Origin of the sequence: Burkholderia sp. 572 (genome assembly GCF_040545135.1) — a bacterium.
GTDB lineage: Bacteria > Pseudomonadota > Gammaproteobacteria > Burkholderiales > Burkholderiaceae > Burkholderia > Burkholderia cepacia.
Window position 1 is genome coordinate 192,470 of sequence record NZ_JBEPLH010000004.1, and the last position, 13,615, is coordinate 206,084.

Annotated in this window: 15 protein-coding genes; 5 read left to right on the plus strand and 10 right to left on the minus strand. The window is 66.8% G+C overall.

The window, feature by feature from the left end; genetic code table 11:
* Positions 1-11 precede the first annotated feature (11 nt).
* The 5 genes from ABIC51_RS09370 to ABIC51_RS09390 all read right to left on the minus strand — a co-directional run bounded on the left by ABIC51_RS09370 (position 12) and on the right by ABIC51_RS09390 (position 5,083).
* The gene (locus ABIC51_RS09370; RefSeq protein WP_006476072.1) at positions 12-938 is read right to left on the minus strand and encodes a CysB family HTH-type transcriptional regulator; all 927 of its coding nucleotides are present in this window, start codon (positions 936-938) and stop codon (positions 12-14) included.
* A gap of 75 nt (positions 939-1,013) precedes the next feature.
* Complete coding sequence (locus ABIC51_RS09375) at positions 1,014-2,072, minus strand: sulfate/molybdate ABC transporter ATP-binding protein (protein WP_027787478.1); 1,059 nt, start codon at positions 2,070-2,072, stop codon at positions 1,014-1,016.
* A 13-nt stretch (positions 2,073-2,085) separates the two neighbouring features.
* Positions 2,086-3,033, minus strand: coding sequence for a sulfate ABC transporter permease subunit CysW (gene cysW, locus ABIC51_RS09380; RefSeq protein ID WP_027787479.1), 948 nt, complete (start codon positions 3,031-3,033; stop codon positions 2,086-2,088).
* The gene (cysT, locus tag ABIC51_RS09385; RefSeq protein ID WP_027787480.1) at positions 3,030-3,923 is read right to left on the minus strand and encodes a sulfate ABC transporter permease subunit CysT; all 894 of its coding nucleotides are present in this window, start codon (positions 3,921-3,923) and stop codon (positions 3,030-3,032) included. Before cysT ends, cysW begins: the two co-directional genes overlap by 4 nt.
* Positions 3,924-4,045: 122 nt before the next feature.
* Positions 4,046-5,083, minus strand: a complete 1,038-nt coding sequence (locus tag ABIC51_RS09390) for a sulfate ABC transporter substrate-binding protein (protein ID WP_011351893.1) — start codon at positions 5,081-5,083, stop codon at positions 4,046-4,048.
* Positions 5,084-5,347: 264 nt separating this feature from the next.
* Between ABIC51_RS09390 and lexA the strand changes: the two genes are divergently transcribed.
* Genes lexA through ABIC51_RS09410 form a run of 3 tightly spaced genes read left to right on the plus strand, consistent with a single transcriptional unit; the run spans position 5,348 to position 7,100 of the window.
* Positions 5,348-5,995, plus strand: a complete 648-nt coding sequence (lexA, locus tag ABIC51_RS09400; RefSeq protein ID WP_006754655.1) for a transcriptional repressor LexA — start codon at positions 5,348-5,350, stop codon at positions 5,993-5,995.
* 26 nt (positions 5,996-6,021) lie between these two features.
* A complete protein-coding gene (locus ABIC51_RS09405) occupies positions 6,022-6,357 on the plus strand; it encodes a hypothetical protein (protein WP_006476078.1) in 336 nt (111 codons plus the stop codon).
* Between the two features lie 29 nt (positions 6,358-6,386).
* Positions 6,387-7,100, plus strand: a complete 714-nt coding sequence (locus ABIC51_RS09410; RefSeq protein WP_060196504.1) for a DUF2939 domain-containing protein — start codon at positions 6,387-6,389, stop codon at positions 7,098-7,100.
* A 109-nt stretch (positions 7,101-7,209) separates the two neighbouring features.
* On the opposite strand, the gene ABIC51_RS09415 is transcribed toward ABIC51_RS09410, so the two are convergent.
* On the minus strand, positions 7,210-7,707 hold the full coding sequence (locus ABIC51_RS09415; RefSeq protein ID WP_021157010.1) for a universal stress protein: 498 nt from the start codon (positions 7,705-7,707) through the stop codon (positions 7,210-7,212).
* Positions 7,708-8,044: 337 nt separating this feature from the next.
* Here ABIC51_RS09415 and nodI point away from each other — a divergent pair, with 337 nt between their 5' ends.
* Complete coding sequence (gene nodI, locus ABIC51_RS09420) at positions 8,045-8,959, plus strand: nodulation factor ABC transporter ATP-binding protein NodI (RefSeq protein WP_021157008.1); 915 nt, start codon at positions 8,045-8,047, stop codon at positions 8,957-8,959.
* 6 nt (positions 8,960-8,965) lie between these two features.
* Positions 8,966-9,799, plus strand: a complete 834-nt coding sequence (locus ABIC51_RS09425; RefSeq protein ID WP_175855453.1) for an ABC transporter permease — start codon at positions 8,966-8,968, stop codon at positions 9,797-9,799.
* Positions 9,800-9,836: 37 nt separating this feature from the next.
* Here ABIC51_RS09425 and ABIC51_RS09430 read toward each other — a convergent pair whose 3' ends face one another.
* The 4 genes from ABIC51_RS09430 to ABIC51_RS09445 form a co-directional block, all read right to left on the minus strand.
* Complete coding sequence (locus ABIC51_RS09430) at positions 9,837-10,259, minus strand: hypothetical protein (RefSeq protein WP_027787483.1); 423 nt, start codon at positions 10,257-10,259, stop codon at positions 9,837-9,839.
* A 101-nt stretch (positions 10,260-10,360) separates the two neighbouring features.
* A complete protein-coding gene (locus ABIC51_RS09435) occupies positions 10,361-11,419 on the minus strand; it encodes a permease (RefSeq protein ID WP_059700154.1) in 1,059 nt (352 codons plus the stop codon).
* Positions 11,416-12,543, minus strand: a complete 1,128-nt coding sequence (gene mnmH, locus ABIC51_RS09440; protein ID WP_027787485.1) for a tRNA 2-selenouridine(34) synthase MnmH — start codon at positions 12,541-12,543, stop codon at positions 11,416-11,418. The genes ABIC51_RS09435 and mnmH overlap by 4 nt, the downstream gene beginning before the upstream one ends.
* A gap of 64 nt (positions 12,544-12,607) precedes the next feature.
* Positions 12,608-13,561 (minus strand): LysR family transcriptional regulator, encoded by a 954-nt coding sequence (locus ABIC51_RS09445; protein ID WP_060172132.1) that lies wholly within the window; start codon positions 13,559-13,561, stop codon positions 12,608-12,610.
* Positions 13,562-13,615: the final 54 nt, after the last annotated feature.

A 13,615-nucleotide genomic window follows, 5' to 3' on the forward strand; every position in this document is an offset into this window, starting at 1 on the left:
ACGTACTGTCGTCAAACGGCTTCGCGCAACAGCCCCGCGATTTCCGCTTCGTTCAGGTGCGGCGCGAACATCTCGATCAGCCGGTACGCATACGCACGCAGGAATGCGCCCTTGCGCAGGCCGACCCGCGTCGTGCTCGCCTCGAACAGGTGCTGCGTATCGAGCGCGACGAGCCCCGTGTCGCGCTGCGGATCGTAGGCCATCGCCGCGACGACGCCGATCCCCATCCCGAGCTCGACATAGGTCTTGATCACGTCGGCATCGATCGCGGTCAGCACGACGTCGGGCACGGCACCCGCCTGCGTGAATGCCTGGTCGATGTGCGAGCGGCCCGTGAAGTCCTGGTCGTACGTGATGATCGGGTACTCGGCGATTTCCTCGAGCGTCAGGTTCGCGCGACCGACGAGCGGATGGCCCTTCGGCACGACGACCGTGTGGTGCCACGAATAGCACGGGAACGTGACGATGTCCGGATAGCGGTCGAGCGCTTCGGTCGAGATGCCGAGATCGGCCTCGCCGTTCAGGATCATCTGCGCGATCTGCTGCGGGCTGCCCTGGCGCAGCGCGAGATGGACCTTCGGGAACACGTCGGTAAACTGCCGGATCACCTTCGGCAGCGCGTAGCGCGCCTGCGTGTGCGTCGTCGCGACGACGAGGTGGCCGCTGTCCTGGTCTGCGAACTGGCGCGCGACGCGGCGCAGGTTCTCGGCATCGAGCAGCATCCGCTCGATCAGCTGGTGCACGGCCTTGCCGGGCTCCGTGAGCCCCGTCAGCCGCTTGCCGCGCCGGATGAAGATATCGACGCCCAGTTCATCCTCGAGATCCTTGATCTGCTTGGACACGCCGGACTGCGACGTGTACAGCACGTTCGCGACTTCCGTCAGGTTCATGTTCTGGCGCACCGCTTCGCGCACGAACCGCAATTGCTGAAAATTCATGGGTATGCCTCTTAGGCTGTCGTTGTTTGATTGTCTGATCGGAGCGCGCTCCGCCCCCTGCCCTGCATTCTGGCGTCAACGCGCGGGAAACACACGCACCGCGCGCGGCACGGCCGTCGCACCGTCGCCGACCTGCAGCGACAGCGCACGCCATGCGTCGCGATCGAGTTCCGCCTCGAGCGCGCCGCCCGCGCGCGCCTCGAGCTCCACGCGCACCGAACCGCCGAGCGGAATCACGCGGCGCACGTCCACCGCGATGCCGTCGCGGTGCCCTTCACCGGCCGGCCAGAGCTGCAGGTCGTGCGGCCGCACGTACGCGTTCGCCGGTCCCGCGAAATCGGCATCGACCTCGATCGGCGCAGCCGCGCCCTCGGCCACGAAGCCGCGCCCGGCGACCGTGCCCGGCAGCCGGTTGGCCGCACCGAGGAACTCGTAGACGAACGCGCTCTGCGGATGATCGTAGACGTCCTGCGGGCTGCCGACCTGCTCGACGTGGCCGCGGTTCAGCACGACGATGCGGTCCGCGACTTCCAGCGCCTCCTCCTGGTCGTGCGTGACGAAGATCGTCGAGATGTGCAGGTCGTCGTGCAGACGGCGCAGCCAGCCGCGCAGTTCCTTGCGGACCTTCGCGTCGAGCGCGCCGAACGGCTCGTCGAGCAGCAGCACCTTCGGCTCGACCGCGAGCGCGCGGGCGAGCGCGATGCGCTGGCGCTGGCCGCCCGACAGTTCCGACGGATAACGCTGCGCGAGCCAGTCGAGCTGCACGAGCTTCAGCAACTCGTGCACCTTGTCGCGGATCGCGCTTTCCGACGGCCGCTCGCGGCGCGGCTTCACGCGCAGCCCGAACGCGACGTTCTCGAACACGGTCATGTGGCGGAACAGCGCGTAGTGCTGGAACACGAACCCGACCTGCCGATCGCGCGCGCCGACCGACGCGACATCGAGCCCCTGCAGCACGACCTGGCCGGCGTCCGCGTGCTCGAGGCCCGCGATCACGCGCAGCAGCGTGGTCTTGCCGCAGCCGGACGGCCCGAGCAGCGCGACCAGTTCGCCGGGCGGGAAGTCGAGCGACACGTTGTCGAGCGCCGTGAAATCGCCGAAGCGCTTCTGAAGGTTACGGACGGTGATACCCATTCTGGTTGCCTCTTTACGATTTCGACGAAACGGCGGCGGGGCCGGCGTGTGCGGGAACGGTGTCGCTCGCGCCGGCCAGTTCGGCGGCGAGATGACGCTCGGCGATCAGTTTCAGGGCGAGCGTGACGAGCGCGAGCAGCGCGAGCACCGACGCCACCGCGAACGCTGCCGCAAAGTTGTACTCGTTGTACAGGATCTCGACGTGCAGCGGCATCGTGTCGGTCACGCCGCGGATGTGGCCCGATACGACCGACACCGCGCCGAACTCGCCCATCGCACGCGCGTTGCACAGGATCACGCCGTACAGCAAACCCCACTTCACGTTCGGCAGCGTCACGCGGCGGAAGATCTGCCAGCCCGACGCGCCGAGCACGCGCGCGGCTTCTTCCTCGTCGGTGCCTTGCGCCTGCATCAGCGGAATCAGCTCGCGCGCGACGAACGGGAACGTGACGAAGATCGTCGCGAGCACGATGCCCGGCACCGCGAAGATGATCTGCACGTCGTGCGCCTGCAGCCACGGCCCGAGCCAGCCCTGCGCGCCGAACAGCAGCACGTACACGAGACCCGAGATCACCGGCGACACCGAGAACGGCAGGTCGATCAGCGTCGTCAGCAGCGCCTTGCCGCGGAATTCGAATTTCGCGATCGCCCACGACGCGCACACGCCGAACACGAGGTTCAGCGGTACGGCGATCACAGCGACGGTCAGCGTCAGCTTGATCGCCGACCACGCGTCGGGATCGGCCAGCGATTCGAGATAGAAGCCGACACCTTTTCTCAGCGCCTCGACGAACACCGCGGCGAGCGGCACGACGAGGAAGAACGCAAGGAACGCCAGCGCGATGCCCGTGAGCAGCCAGCGCACGACGCGCGACTCGCTGACGGGGTCGAGCCGCTTCGCGGCGCGCCCTTGCTCGGCCGAAGACGGGGTTTTCAGCACGACGGTGGCCTCCTGGCTCATTGCTGGCCTCCTGCTGCGGCGGCGGTGACGGTAGCAGGCGCGGGACCGCTCGCACCCTTGCTCGTGCGGCGCTGCAGATACCACTGCAGCGTGTTGATCAGCAGCAGCATCAGGAACGACACGACGAGCATCACGACCGCCAGCGCGGTCGCGCCCGCGTAGTCGTACTGCTCGAGCTTCGTGATGATGAGCAGCGACGTGATCTCGGATTTCATCGGCACGTTGCCGGCGATGAAGATCACCGAACCGTATTCACCGAGCGCACGCGCGAACGCGAGCGCGAACCCGGTGAGGAGCGCCGGCAGCACGGCCGGCAGCACGACGCGGCGGAACGTCAGCCAGCGCGACGCGCCCAGGCACGCGGCCGCCTCTTCCTGCTCGCGCTCGAAATCCTCGAGCACCGGCTGCACGGTGCGCACGACGAACGGCAGCCCGATGAAGGTCAGCGCGACCAGCACGCCGGCCGGCGTGAACGCGATCTTGATGCCGAGCGGCGCGAGATACTGGCCGACCCAGCCGTTGGTCGCATAGACAGCCGCGAGCGAGATGCCGGCAACCGACGTCGGCAGCGCGAACGGCAGGTCGACGATCGCATCGACGAGGCGCTTGAACGGGAACGTGTAGCGCACGAGCACCCATGCGACGAGGAAGCCGAACACGGCGTTGATCAGCGCGCCGCCGAGTGCGGACGTGAACGTCAGCCGGTACGACGCGAGCACGCGCGGCGACGCGACGGCGGTGACGAACTGGTCCCACGACAGCGTCGCGGTCTTCAGGAACGTGGCGGCGAGCGGTATCAGCACCACGAGGCTCAAATAGGCCACCGTGATGCCTAGCGTCACGCCGAAACCGGGCAGCGCGCTCGGCTTGCGAAAGGTGTACGTCGTCATCGGATGCTCTTGCTGGGTCGATGCTGCTCATGGGTCCGACGCAAACGCCGGCGCGATGCTTTGCGCCGGCGGCCCGCCGAGGGTGCGGCGCGCTGTCGTGGCGCGCCGCTGTCGTTATGGTGTTACTGCGGCTTGTAGATCGAATCGAACACGCCGCCGTCCGCGAAATGCGTCTTCTGCGCATTCGTCCAGCCGCCGAAGGTATCGTCGACCGTGTACAGCTTCAGCTTCGGGAACTGCTTGGTCAGCTCCGCCGGCACGTTCTTCGAACGCGGCCGGTAGTAGTTGCGTGCCGCGATCTCCTGGCCCTGCGGGCTGTACAGGAAGTTCAGGTACGCATCGGCCAGCTTGCGCGTGCCCTTCTTGTCGACCACCTTGTCGACCACCGCGACGGGCGGCTCGGCCAGGATGCTCACCGACGGCACGACGATCTCGAACTTGTCGGTACCGAATTCCTTGACCGACAGGAACGCCTCGTTTTCCCATGCGATCAGCACGTCGCCGATCCCGCGCTGCACGAAGCTCGTGGTCGCGCCGCGTGCGCCCGAATCGAGCACGCCCGCGTTCTTGTAGAGCTTCGTGACGAATTCCTTCGCCGTCTGCTCGTTGCCGCCCGGCTTGTGCACCGCGTACGCCCATGCGGCCAGGTAGTTCCAGCGTGCGCCGCCCGACGTCTTCGGGTTCGGCGTGACGATCGAGATGCCCGGCTTGGTCAGGTCGTCCCAGTCCTTGATCCCCTTCGGGTTGCCCTTGCGTACCAGGAACACGATCGTCGACGTATACGGCGACGCATTGTCGGGCAGGCGCTTCTGCCAATCCTTGTTGACGAGGCCCTTGTTCGCGAGCGCGTCGATGTCGTACGCCAATGCCAGCGTGACGACGTCGGCCTGCAGGCCGTCGAGCACCGAGCGCGCCTGCGCGCCCGAACCGCCGTGCGACTGCTTGAAGTTGACGGTCTCGCCCGTCTTCGCCTTCCACTCCTTGCCGAACGCCTGGTTGAAGTCCTGATACAGCTCGCGCGTCGGGTCGTACGACACGTTCAGGAAGGTCGTATCGGCCTGGGCGTGCGTCGCGACGCCCAGCGCCGCCGCCGCGCCCAGCGCGAGTGTTGCGATCAGGCGGCCCACTCCGCCCACCAGCCCCGTATTGCGCTTGCCCATCCTTGGTTCTCCAGTGTTGTCGGTATTGCGATGTCGGGCCAGTCTAGCGAACGGGTTACATGATTAAAAATAATCGTTCCTCATTTTTTAATACTCAAAAGTGCTAACGCAGACGGGATGGACGGTTGCGGCAGATGAACCGGCGTCCGGACGTCGCAAAATCACGTCGGAACCGGCGTGATCGCGTCGAACCTCACGTAACACTTGAAATTCGCGAACTACTGTATAAAAATACAGCTCACTGTCTATCCATACAGTTGAGCCATGACCAAACTCACCGCCCGTCAGCAGCAAGTGTTCGACTTGATCCGTCGCGCGATCGAGCGCTCCGGATTCCCGCCCACCCGTGCCGAGATCGCGGCCGAACTGGGCTTCAGCTCGCCGAATGCGGCCGAAGAGCATCTGCGCGCGCTGGCGCGCAAGGGTGTGATCGAGCTGGCCGCCGGCGCGTCGCGCGGCATCCGCCTGCTCGGCATCGACGATGCCCCGCACCAGTTCACGCTCCCGCACGCCGGCCTGATGCAGCTGTCGCTGCCGCTCGTCGGCCGTGTGGCAGCCGGTAGCCCGATCCTCGCGCAGGAGCACATCTCGCAGCATTACGCGTGCGATCCCGCGCTGTTCACCAGCAAGCCCGACTACCTGTTGAAAGTGCGCGGCCTGTCGATGCGCGACGCCGGCATCCTCGATGGCGATCTGCTCGCCGTGCAGAAGCGCACGGAAGCGAAGGACGGCCAGATCATCGTCGCGCGTCTCGGCGACGACGTCACGGTCAAGCGCCTGATGCGCCGGCCGGGCGGTCTCGAGCTGATCGCGGAGAACCCGGATTACGAAAACATCTTCGTCAAGGCCGGCAGCGCGGAATTCGCGCTGGAAGGCATCGCCGTCGGGCTGATCCGCTCGGGCGAACTCTGACATTCCGTCTCGCTGAGGAGAACATCATGGAACGCCTTGCCCGCCTGCTGCCTTTCCGTCAATTCGGTCGTCTGCGTCACCTGCGCGGCCGCACGCCCTGCGCACCGCTGTCCGCGGCGGCGCCTGTGCAAGAAGAAGTCGCAGTCGAACGGCAGGCGTCCCTGCTGCCGTCGGCGCTCCCCGCTTTCGCGCGGGTATCGCTGAACGCCGGCCTGAATCACGCGGAACCCGCGCGCCGCGCGCCGGTGCGCGTCTATCACGGTCGGTCGCGCCTGATCATGGTCGGCACGATCGATGCCGTGTGCCGGATGATCGATCGCTGCATTGCAGAGGAACGATCGGCCACGCCTGGCGGTCTCTGATTGCGGAACATCCCCGCACCGGAGGCAACGTGACCGGATCTTCGGGCCGCGCATGGCGGCTCAAACCCCTGCTGATCATCGTGCTGGCCATCGCCGCCGTTGCGGCGATCGGCTATGCCTACGCGTCGCCGTACGTCGCGCTCGGCCGCCTGAAAACGGCGATCGATGCGCGCGATGCGCAGGCCATCAGTGAATACGTCGATTTTCCATCGCTGCGCATCAGCCTGAAGCAGCAGGTCACGGAAGAGCTGATGCGCCGGATCGACGCGGTGAAGAAGAGCAATCCATTCGCGGTGCTCGGTGCACTGATCGGGTCGGCATTGATCGGCCCGCTGGTCGATGCATACGCGACCCCGGAGGGCGTGGCCGCGCTGATGAGTGGATTGCCTCCGCGTGGCAATCCGGGGGAGCGTCCACCTGACTTGTCGAATCTGCCACCAGGCAGCGATGCGCCGGGCAACACGCCGGCCGCACCGGCGCCCAATCAGGCTTCGGCAAGCGCAGCCGCTCCGGGCAGCAACGCGGCGGCCGCATCATCGCCGCCCCCTGCTGCTGCCGCGCCGGCCAGCCCGGTCGATGCAACGCATTCGCCGCATCAGCAGCAAACCAGTGCCGGCTACCGGAATATCGATGAATTCGTCGTGACCTACCAGCGCAGTGCCGACGGCACGCGCTATGCGGCGATATTCCACCGCTTCGGCCTGTTCTCGTGGAAGTTGTCCGCAATCGACCTGCACGCTTGACAGGGCTCGACAGGACTTGACTGGCTCGGGGGAGTCGCCCGAGCCACTGAGGCGGCGTGACTGCCCGACCGGCACGGTTCGCCAGTCAGGCAGTCATCGAATCATTGGATCATTTGCCGTTCGCCGTGGCCGCTTCACGCTCGCGTGCGATTTCGGCCTTCTGCTCTTGCGCCGACGAACACGCGACCAGGATGCTGCAGTTCACGCGATCGAGCAGTTGCGTGTTGCCCGAGCCCATCCACCATCTCGACAGCCCGCTGCGGCACCGGTGGCCGACGACGACGAGATCGGCGTTCAGTTCCGTCGCGAGATTCGCGATTTCGTCGATCGGATAGCCGAATGCGAAATGGCCTTCGGCCTGCACGCCGCGCTCGCGCAGCCAGTTCACCCCTTCCTGCAGGATTTCACGCGCGGTTTCCTCGAACCGACCGCACGCGACGTCGGTCAGCAAACCCGCGCTCTGTGCAATGCTCGAGCGCATGTCGACGACCGACAGCAAATGCGTCTCGGCCTTCAGGTCCATCGCGAGATTGGCGCCGCAGCGCAGTGCCTTGCGCCCTTCGAGCGTGCCGTCGTAACACAGCAGAATCTTGTTGTAGCTAGCCATGAAACCTCCCTATCGCAACAACGAGCCTACGCATTCATCATGGTGCGCCGCAATTCAGGACGCAAGGGATGGAAAACGCTGATTCGCCCCGCTCGGCGCGTGCGCGATGATGCGGTGCACGATCGGTGCGCGCATGCATCGCCCCGCGCAGGCATGCCCTGAAGAGACGCAGCCGATGCACTAGAATGGCCCGTTCGTACTCCAGCGGGCCACCAGGCGCCGGCGTCGTGCGCTTCGGTCATGCCCGTGTGACAGGCAATCGTCCGATCGGTTCGCCAACCGGCCACGCATCCGGCAGCGGAACGCTGCCGCGCCCGCATACAACGACAACACACCCATGCTCGTTGCACCGATCGATTTCCGGAACGTCGAAAAGCGCTATGGCGACAAGCTCGTCGTCAACGGCCTGTCGTTCACCGTGCAGGCCGGCGAATGCTACGGCCTGCTCGGCCCCAACGGCGCGGGCAAGACCACCACGCTGAAAATGCTGCTCGGCCTCACGCACCCCGATGCAGGCACCATTTCGCTCTGCGGCGAACCGGTTCCATCGCGTGCGCGACATGCGCGCCAGCGTGTCGGGGTCGTCCCGCAGTTCGACAATCTCGACCCCGACTTCACCGTGCGCGAGAACCTGCTCGTCTTCAGCCGCTATTTCGGCATGTCTGCGCAGGCTGCGCACGCGCTCGTGAAACCCCTGCTCGAATTCGCGAAGCTCGAGAACAAGGCCGATGCGAAGGTCGGCGAGCTGTCGGGCGGCATGAAGCGCCGGCTCACGCTCGCCCGTGCGCTCGTCAACGATCCCGATGTGCTGGTGCTCGACGAGCCGACGACGGGCCTCGACCCGCAGGCGCGCCACCTCATGTGGGAACGCCTGCGCTCGCTGCTCGCTCGAGGCAAGACGATCCTGATCACCACGCACTTCATGGAAGAAGCCGAGCGCCTGTGCGACCGGCTGTGCGTGATCGAGGAAGGCCGCAAGATCGCCGAAGGAGCGCCGCACGCGCTGATCGAATCGGAGATCGGCTGCGACGTGATCGAGATCTACGGGCCCGATCCGGCCACGCTGCGCGACGAGTTGGCGGCGTTCGCGAAGCACACCGAGATCAGCGGCGAGACGCTGTTCTGCTACGTGAGCGACCCGGAACCGCTCAGTGCGCGACTCAAGGGTCGCACGGGGTTGCGCTATCTGCATCGCCCGGCCAATCTGGAAGATGTGTTCCTGCGGCTCACGGGCCGCGAAATGCAGGACTGATCGATCATGGACGTGCGCAACTATTCCGCCACCGCCCCGTCGGCACCGCCACGCGTGTCACGCTTCGCGATCGCGATGCCCGCGAACGCAACCAACTGGATCGCCGTCTGGCGGCGCAACTATCTCGTCTGGCGCAAGCTCGCGCTCGCGTCGATGTTCGGCAATCTTGCCGATCCGATGATCTATCTGTTCGGTCTGGGGTTCGGGCTCGGCCTGATGCTCGGCCATGTCGACGGCGTGTCGTATATCGCGTTCCTCGCGGCCGGTACGGTCGGCTCGAGCGTGATGATGTCCGCGAGCTTCGAGTCGATGTATTCGGGTTTCTCGCGGATGCATGTGCAGCGCACATGGGAAGCGATCATGCATACGCCGCTTGCGCTCGGCGACATCGTGCTCGGCGAGATCGTCTGGGGGGCCAGCAAGGCGATGCTGTCGGGGGCCGCGATCATGCTCGTCGCGGGGGCGCTCGGCTATGCGCAGTTTCCGTCGATGCTCGCGGCGCTGCCCGTGATCGCGCTCGCGGGCCTCGCGTTCGCAAGCGTCGCGATGATCGTCACGGCGCTCGCACCGTCCTACGATTTCTTCATGTTTTATCAGACGCTCGTGCTGACGCCGATGCTGCTGCTGTCGGGCGTGTTCTTCCCGACCGCGCAGCTGCCGCCGATCGCGCGGCACGCGGCGCAGGCACTGCCGCTCGCGAACGCCGTCGAGCTGATCCGGCCCGCGATGCTCGGCCGGCCGGCGACCGACGTCGCGCTGCATGTCGCGGTGCTCGCCGGCTATGCGATCGGCGGGTTCCTGCTGTCCGCCTGGCTGTTCCGGCGGCGGATGATGCGCTGACGGCCGGCGCACCGGGCGCCGGCTTCATGCGACGACGTTACTCGTCGTCGTCGCTCCACGGGATCTCGACGTCGGTCAGGAACGCGACGGTCGCGAGCGGGCCACCTTCCTGGCGGCCGAGCTTGCCGTCCGCACGATGCCATTCGACGCGGAACTGCGTGCCCGGATCGTCGGCGACCAGATAAACCGAGCGCAGCTCTTCCTTGTCGGCCTCGTCCACCGGGCCGTCGAACGACACCAGCATCTTCTGCGGCCACAGGCCGTTGACCGGATCGTAAATGCGGTCGCCTTGCGGAATGTCGATGCTGGCCTCGACGCCGATCGTTGCGGAGGCCTCGATGATCATCGTGCCGAGTGCGTTCAGCACGGCAGTCGCCCGCGCGGAATTGGCCTGGCGGATCGCGAGATCGCCGCGCGTCAGCGCCTTTTCGAGTCGAGGATGAATCTTCGGTTGGGTCATGCGTTTTCCTGTTTGCTTCTTGTAAATGGCGCCGCACGCGTGAAACGGCGGCGCCGGATGAATACGACGATTGCGCCCGGCCGGCGCACCGCTTGCGCGCGTCAGAACCCGAGCGCGACCGCGAGCAGGCCGCTCGCGATCCCGAACACGACGACGAGGATCGCGACGATGGCCAGCATGTAAGGCTTGAACGAACGCGCGAGCATCGCGAGCGACGGCACGCTGATCGGCGGCAGCGTCATCAGCAGCGCGGCGGCCGGGCCGACGCCCATGCCGAGCGACAGCATCGCCTGGATGATCGGCACCTCTCCCGCCGTCGGGATCACGAACAGCATGCCCGCGACCGCGAAGGCGACGATCCAGCCGAGATGATTGCCGATGTCCGGGCCGATATGCGGGAACAGCCATGCGCGCGCGGCGCCGAGCAGCAGCACGAGCACGATGTATTCGGGCACGAGCCGCACGGCCATGCGCGCGAGCAGCTTCATCCAGCGGACGAACGGATTGCCGGCCGCGGCCTGCTCGGCCGCCAGCGCGGCGAGCTGCGCATCGTCGATGCGGGCGTCTTCAGGGCGCGCGATCCGGTTCAGCAGATAGCCGATCCCGAATACCATCGCGACGCCGAGCACGAGGCGCAGCGCACTCCAGTGCCAGCCGAGCACGAAGCCCATGAAAACCAGCGCCGCCGGGTTCAGCACCGTGTTGCCGAGCCAGAACGCGACCGCGCCGCCCGGCGAGGCATGGCGTGCACGCAGCCCCGCGACGACCGGCGCCGCGCAGCACGTGCACATCATGCCGGGCAGCGACAGCAGGCCGCCCGCGGCGACGCTGCCGAAGCCGGTGCGGCCGAGCACGCGCGCGACCCAGTGCGCGGGCAGCAGCGCCTGCACGGCCGAACCGAGCAGCAAGCCGAGCACCATCGCCTGCCAGATCGCCTTGCCGTACGCCCATGCGTAGTCGAGCGCGGCCTTCAGCGACGGCTCGGGCGCGGCCGCCGACGTGCCCATCAGGATCGACTGTCCGATCGAATGATGCTCGGCGGCAACGAACGCCTTGTTGTAGTACGGGAACCATTTCACATAGAACAGTCCCGCGACCGCGATCAGCAGGAAGGTCATCCAGCCGAGTGCCGGATTGGGTTGGGTGCGTGTGGTCGTCATCGTGTGATCGTCGATTGGTTTTTGTCGGTGGCGGGCTTCACGCCTGCCGCAAGCGCGGCCGACGCGGGCAGCCCGGCCTGCGCGAGTTGCGCCAGCAGCGTGCGCGCCTGGTCGCACACATCGGCCGCGTTGGGCCGGAAGGTGAACGTCAGCGCCCGGTTCGGCTTGTTGTACGTCGCGCGATAAGTGCGCGCATAGGCGGGATCGTAATGCTTGTCGATCAGTTCGGTGAACAGTTCGGCACGCGCGCCGGCATCGATCAGCGCCTTCCAGTGCGTCACCTGTTCGCGGCTGTGCAGGCCGATCAGCCGGTGCAGCTGTGCCTTGAACGCGTCCGGTTCGTCGAACAGGTGCGCGTAATCGTCGAGGAGGAACGCGATGCGCTCGTCGTGCGCCGCGTCGACATGCACCCACGGCCCTGCGTGAAACGCTTCGATCAACGCGATCGGCAACTGCACGAGCCCGATCCTGCGGCTTTCCGACTCGACGAACACCGGCCATTCGGGGTCGAAACGCCCAAGTGTTTCGACGAGCCCCGAATCGAACCCCTTCTGCGCCGGCTGCGGCTTGCCCGGCAGCGCGCCGAGCAGCGAACCGCGATGGCACGCGAGCGCCTCGAGATCGAGCGTCTGCGCGCCCGCGTCGCGCAGCGCGTTCAGCAGGCGCGTCTTGCCGCAGCCCGTATGGCCGACGAGCGCGATGTAGCGAAAGCGCGTCGGCAGCGAGTCGAGCGTCGCGCATACCGACTGGCGGTATGACTTGTAGCCGCCGTCGAGCTGGCGCGCCTTCCAGCCGATCAGGTTGAACCAGGTCGTCATCGAGCCCGAGCGCTTGCCGCCGCGCCAGCAGTAGATCAGCGGCCGCCAGTTGCGCGGCCGGTCGGCGAACGTCGTGTCGAGATGACGCGCGATGTTGCGTGCCACCATCGCTGCGCCGACGCGCGTCGCCTCGTACGGCGACACCTGCCGGTACATCGTGCCGACGAGCACGCGCTCCTCGTTGCTGAGCACGGGCGCGTTCAGCGCGCCGGGGATATGATCCTCGGCGAACTCGAGCGGCGTGCGCACGTCGATGATCTCGTCGAACTCGCCGGCGCGATCGAGGGTGACAATCAGGTTCTTCAATTTGGCGTCGAACAGGGGCGATGCGGCTCGATGAGCCGCATGGGCACGGAAGGCGGATTGGCGATTATCTCACGGGCCGGCGTCTCGGGCCGCGCGCGGCGGCCGGCGGCGGCGATGCGGCCTGCATCGCGTCGATCAGATGGTCGCGGAACGCGCGAACCGACGCGGGCAGATCGCGCCCCGCCATCGTCTGTACCTGGATGCTGCGCTCGCGCAACTGCGGGTTCGTCACGGGCACGACGACGAAGCCGTCCGCGGCGCAGCGGTCGCGCACCGACAGCAGCCCCGTGAACATCACCGCGCCCGTGCGCCGCGCATAACCGTACATCGCCGCCGTGTTGTTGCTCGTCAGTTCAGGCTCGAGCAGCAGCCCGTCGAGCGCGCATGCGATGTCGATCAACTGGCGCACCGTGGTGCCGGCCTCGGGCAGCACGTGCGGGTGACGCGCGACATCGGCGAGCGACACCGCTTCACGCGTCGCGAGCGGATGGTCGCGCCGCACCAGCGCGAAGATCGGCGCGCGCTCGGTATGTTCGACGCGCACGCCCTTCTCCGGCGCGAGGCTGAAGCTCAACGCGATGTCCACGTCGCCGTCGCGCACGCGCCGCGTCGCGTCCGCCGGCGACACGACCCACACCGAGAAATCGACGCCCGGATGGCGCGCCTTGAAGCGCGCGAGCGTGCCGGGCAGGAAATCGATCGCGAACCCTTCCGAGCAGGCGATCTTCAGCAGGCTGCCGTGCAGCGCGTCGAGCCCGCCGATGTCCTTCATCACGTGCTCGGCCTCCAGCAGGCTGCGCTGCGCGAACGCCAGAAGCCGCTCGCCGGCCTCCGACAGCGCCATCCCGCGCGGCCGGCGCTCGAACAGCGGTGCGCCGAGCTCGCTCTCGAGTTTCGCGATCTGGCGGCTGATCGCCGAGACGGCCACGTGCAGCCGCGCGGACGCGTCGCTGATCGAACCGGTGCGCGCCACCTCGACGAAATACCGCAACGCCAGGCCATGCAGGAAAGCCGCCATCGTTCTGTCTCCACCCGGCTGCCGGCCGCGCTGCTTTGCCTTTTCGGCAAAGAA

Bases quoted from the DNA above. Each gene is read 5' to 3' on its own strand.
- ABIC51_RS09405 (WP_006476078.1), top strand. From the start codon at position 6,022: ATGGAACGCCTTGCCCGCCTGCTGCCTTTCCGTCAATTCGGTCGTCTG.
- ABIC51_RS09415 (WP_021157010.1), bottom strand. From the start codon at position 7,707: ATGGCTAGCTACAACAAGATTCTGCTGTGTTACGACGGCACGCTCGAA.
- ABIC51_RS09390 (WP_011351893.1), bottom strand. From the start codon at position 5,083: ATGGGCAAGCGCAATACGGGGCTGGTGGGCGGAGTGGGCCGCCTGATC.
- nodI (WP_021157008.1), top strand. From the start codon at position 8,045: ATGCTCGTTGCACCGATCGATTTCCGGAACGTCGAAAAGCGCTATGGC.
- ABIC51_RS09430 (WP_027787483.1), bottom strand. From the start codon at position 10,259: ATGACCCAACCGAAGATTCATCCTCGACTCGAAAAGGCGCTGACGCGC.
- ABIC51_RS09370 (WP_006476072.1), bottom strand. From the start codon at position 938: ATGAATTTTCAGCAATTGCGGTTCGTGCGCGAAGCGGTGCGCCAGAAC.
- lexA (WP_006754655.1), top strand. From the start codon at position 5,348: ATGACCAAACTCACCGCCCGTCAGCAGCAAGTGTTCGACTTGATCCGT.
- cysT (WP_027787480.1), bottom strand. From the start codon at position 3,923: ATGACGACGTACACCTTTCGCAAGCCGAGCGCGCTGCCCGGTTTCGGC.
- ABIC51_RS09435 (WP_059700154.1), bottom strand. From the start codon at position 11,419: ATGACGACCACACGCACCCAACCCAATCCGGCACTCGGCTGGATGACC.
- ABIC51_RS09375 (WP_027787478.1), bottom strand. From the start codon at position 2,072: ATGGGTATCACCGTCCGTAACCTTCAGAAGCGCTTCGGCGATTTCACG.
- cysW (WP_027787479.1), bottom strand. From the start codon at position 3,033: ATGAGCCAGGAGGCCACCGTCGTGCTGAAAACCCCGTCTTCGGCCGAG.
- ABIC51_RS09445 (WP_060172132.1), bottom strand. From the start codon at position 13,561: ATGGCGGCTTTCCTGCATGGCCTGGCGTTGCGGTATTTCGTCGAGGTG.
- ABIC51_RS09425 (WP_175855453.1), top strand. From the start codon at position 8,966: ATGGACGTGCGCAACTATTCCGCCACCGCCCCGTCGGCACCGCCACGC.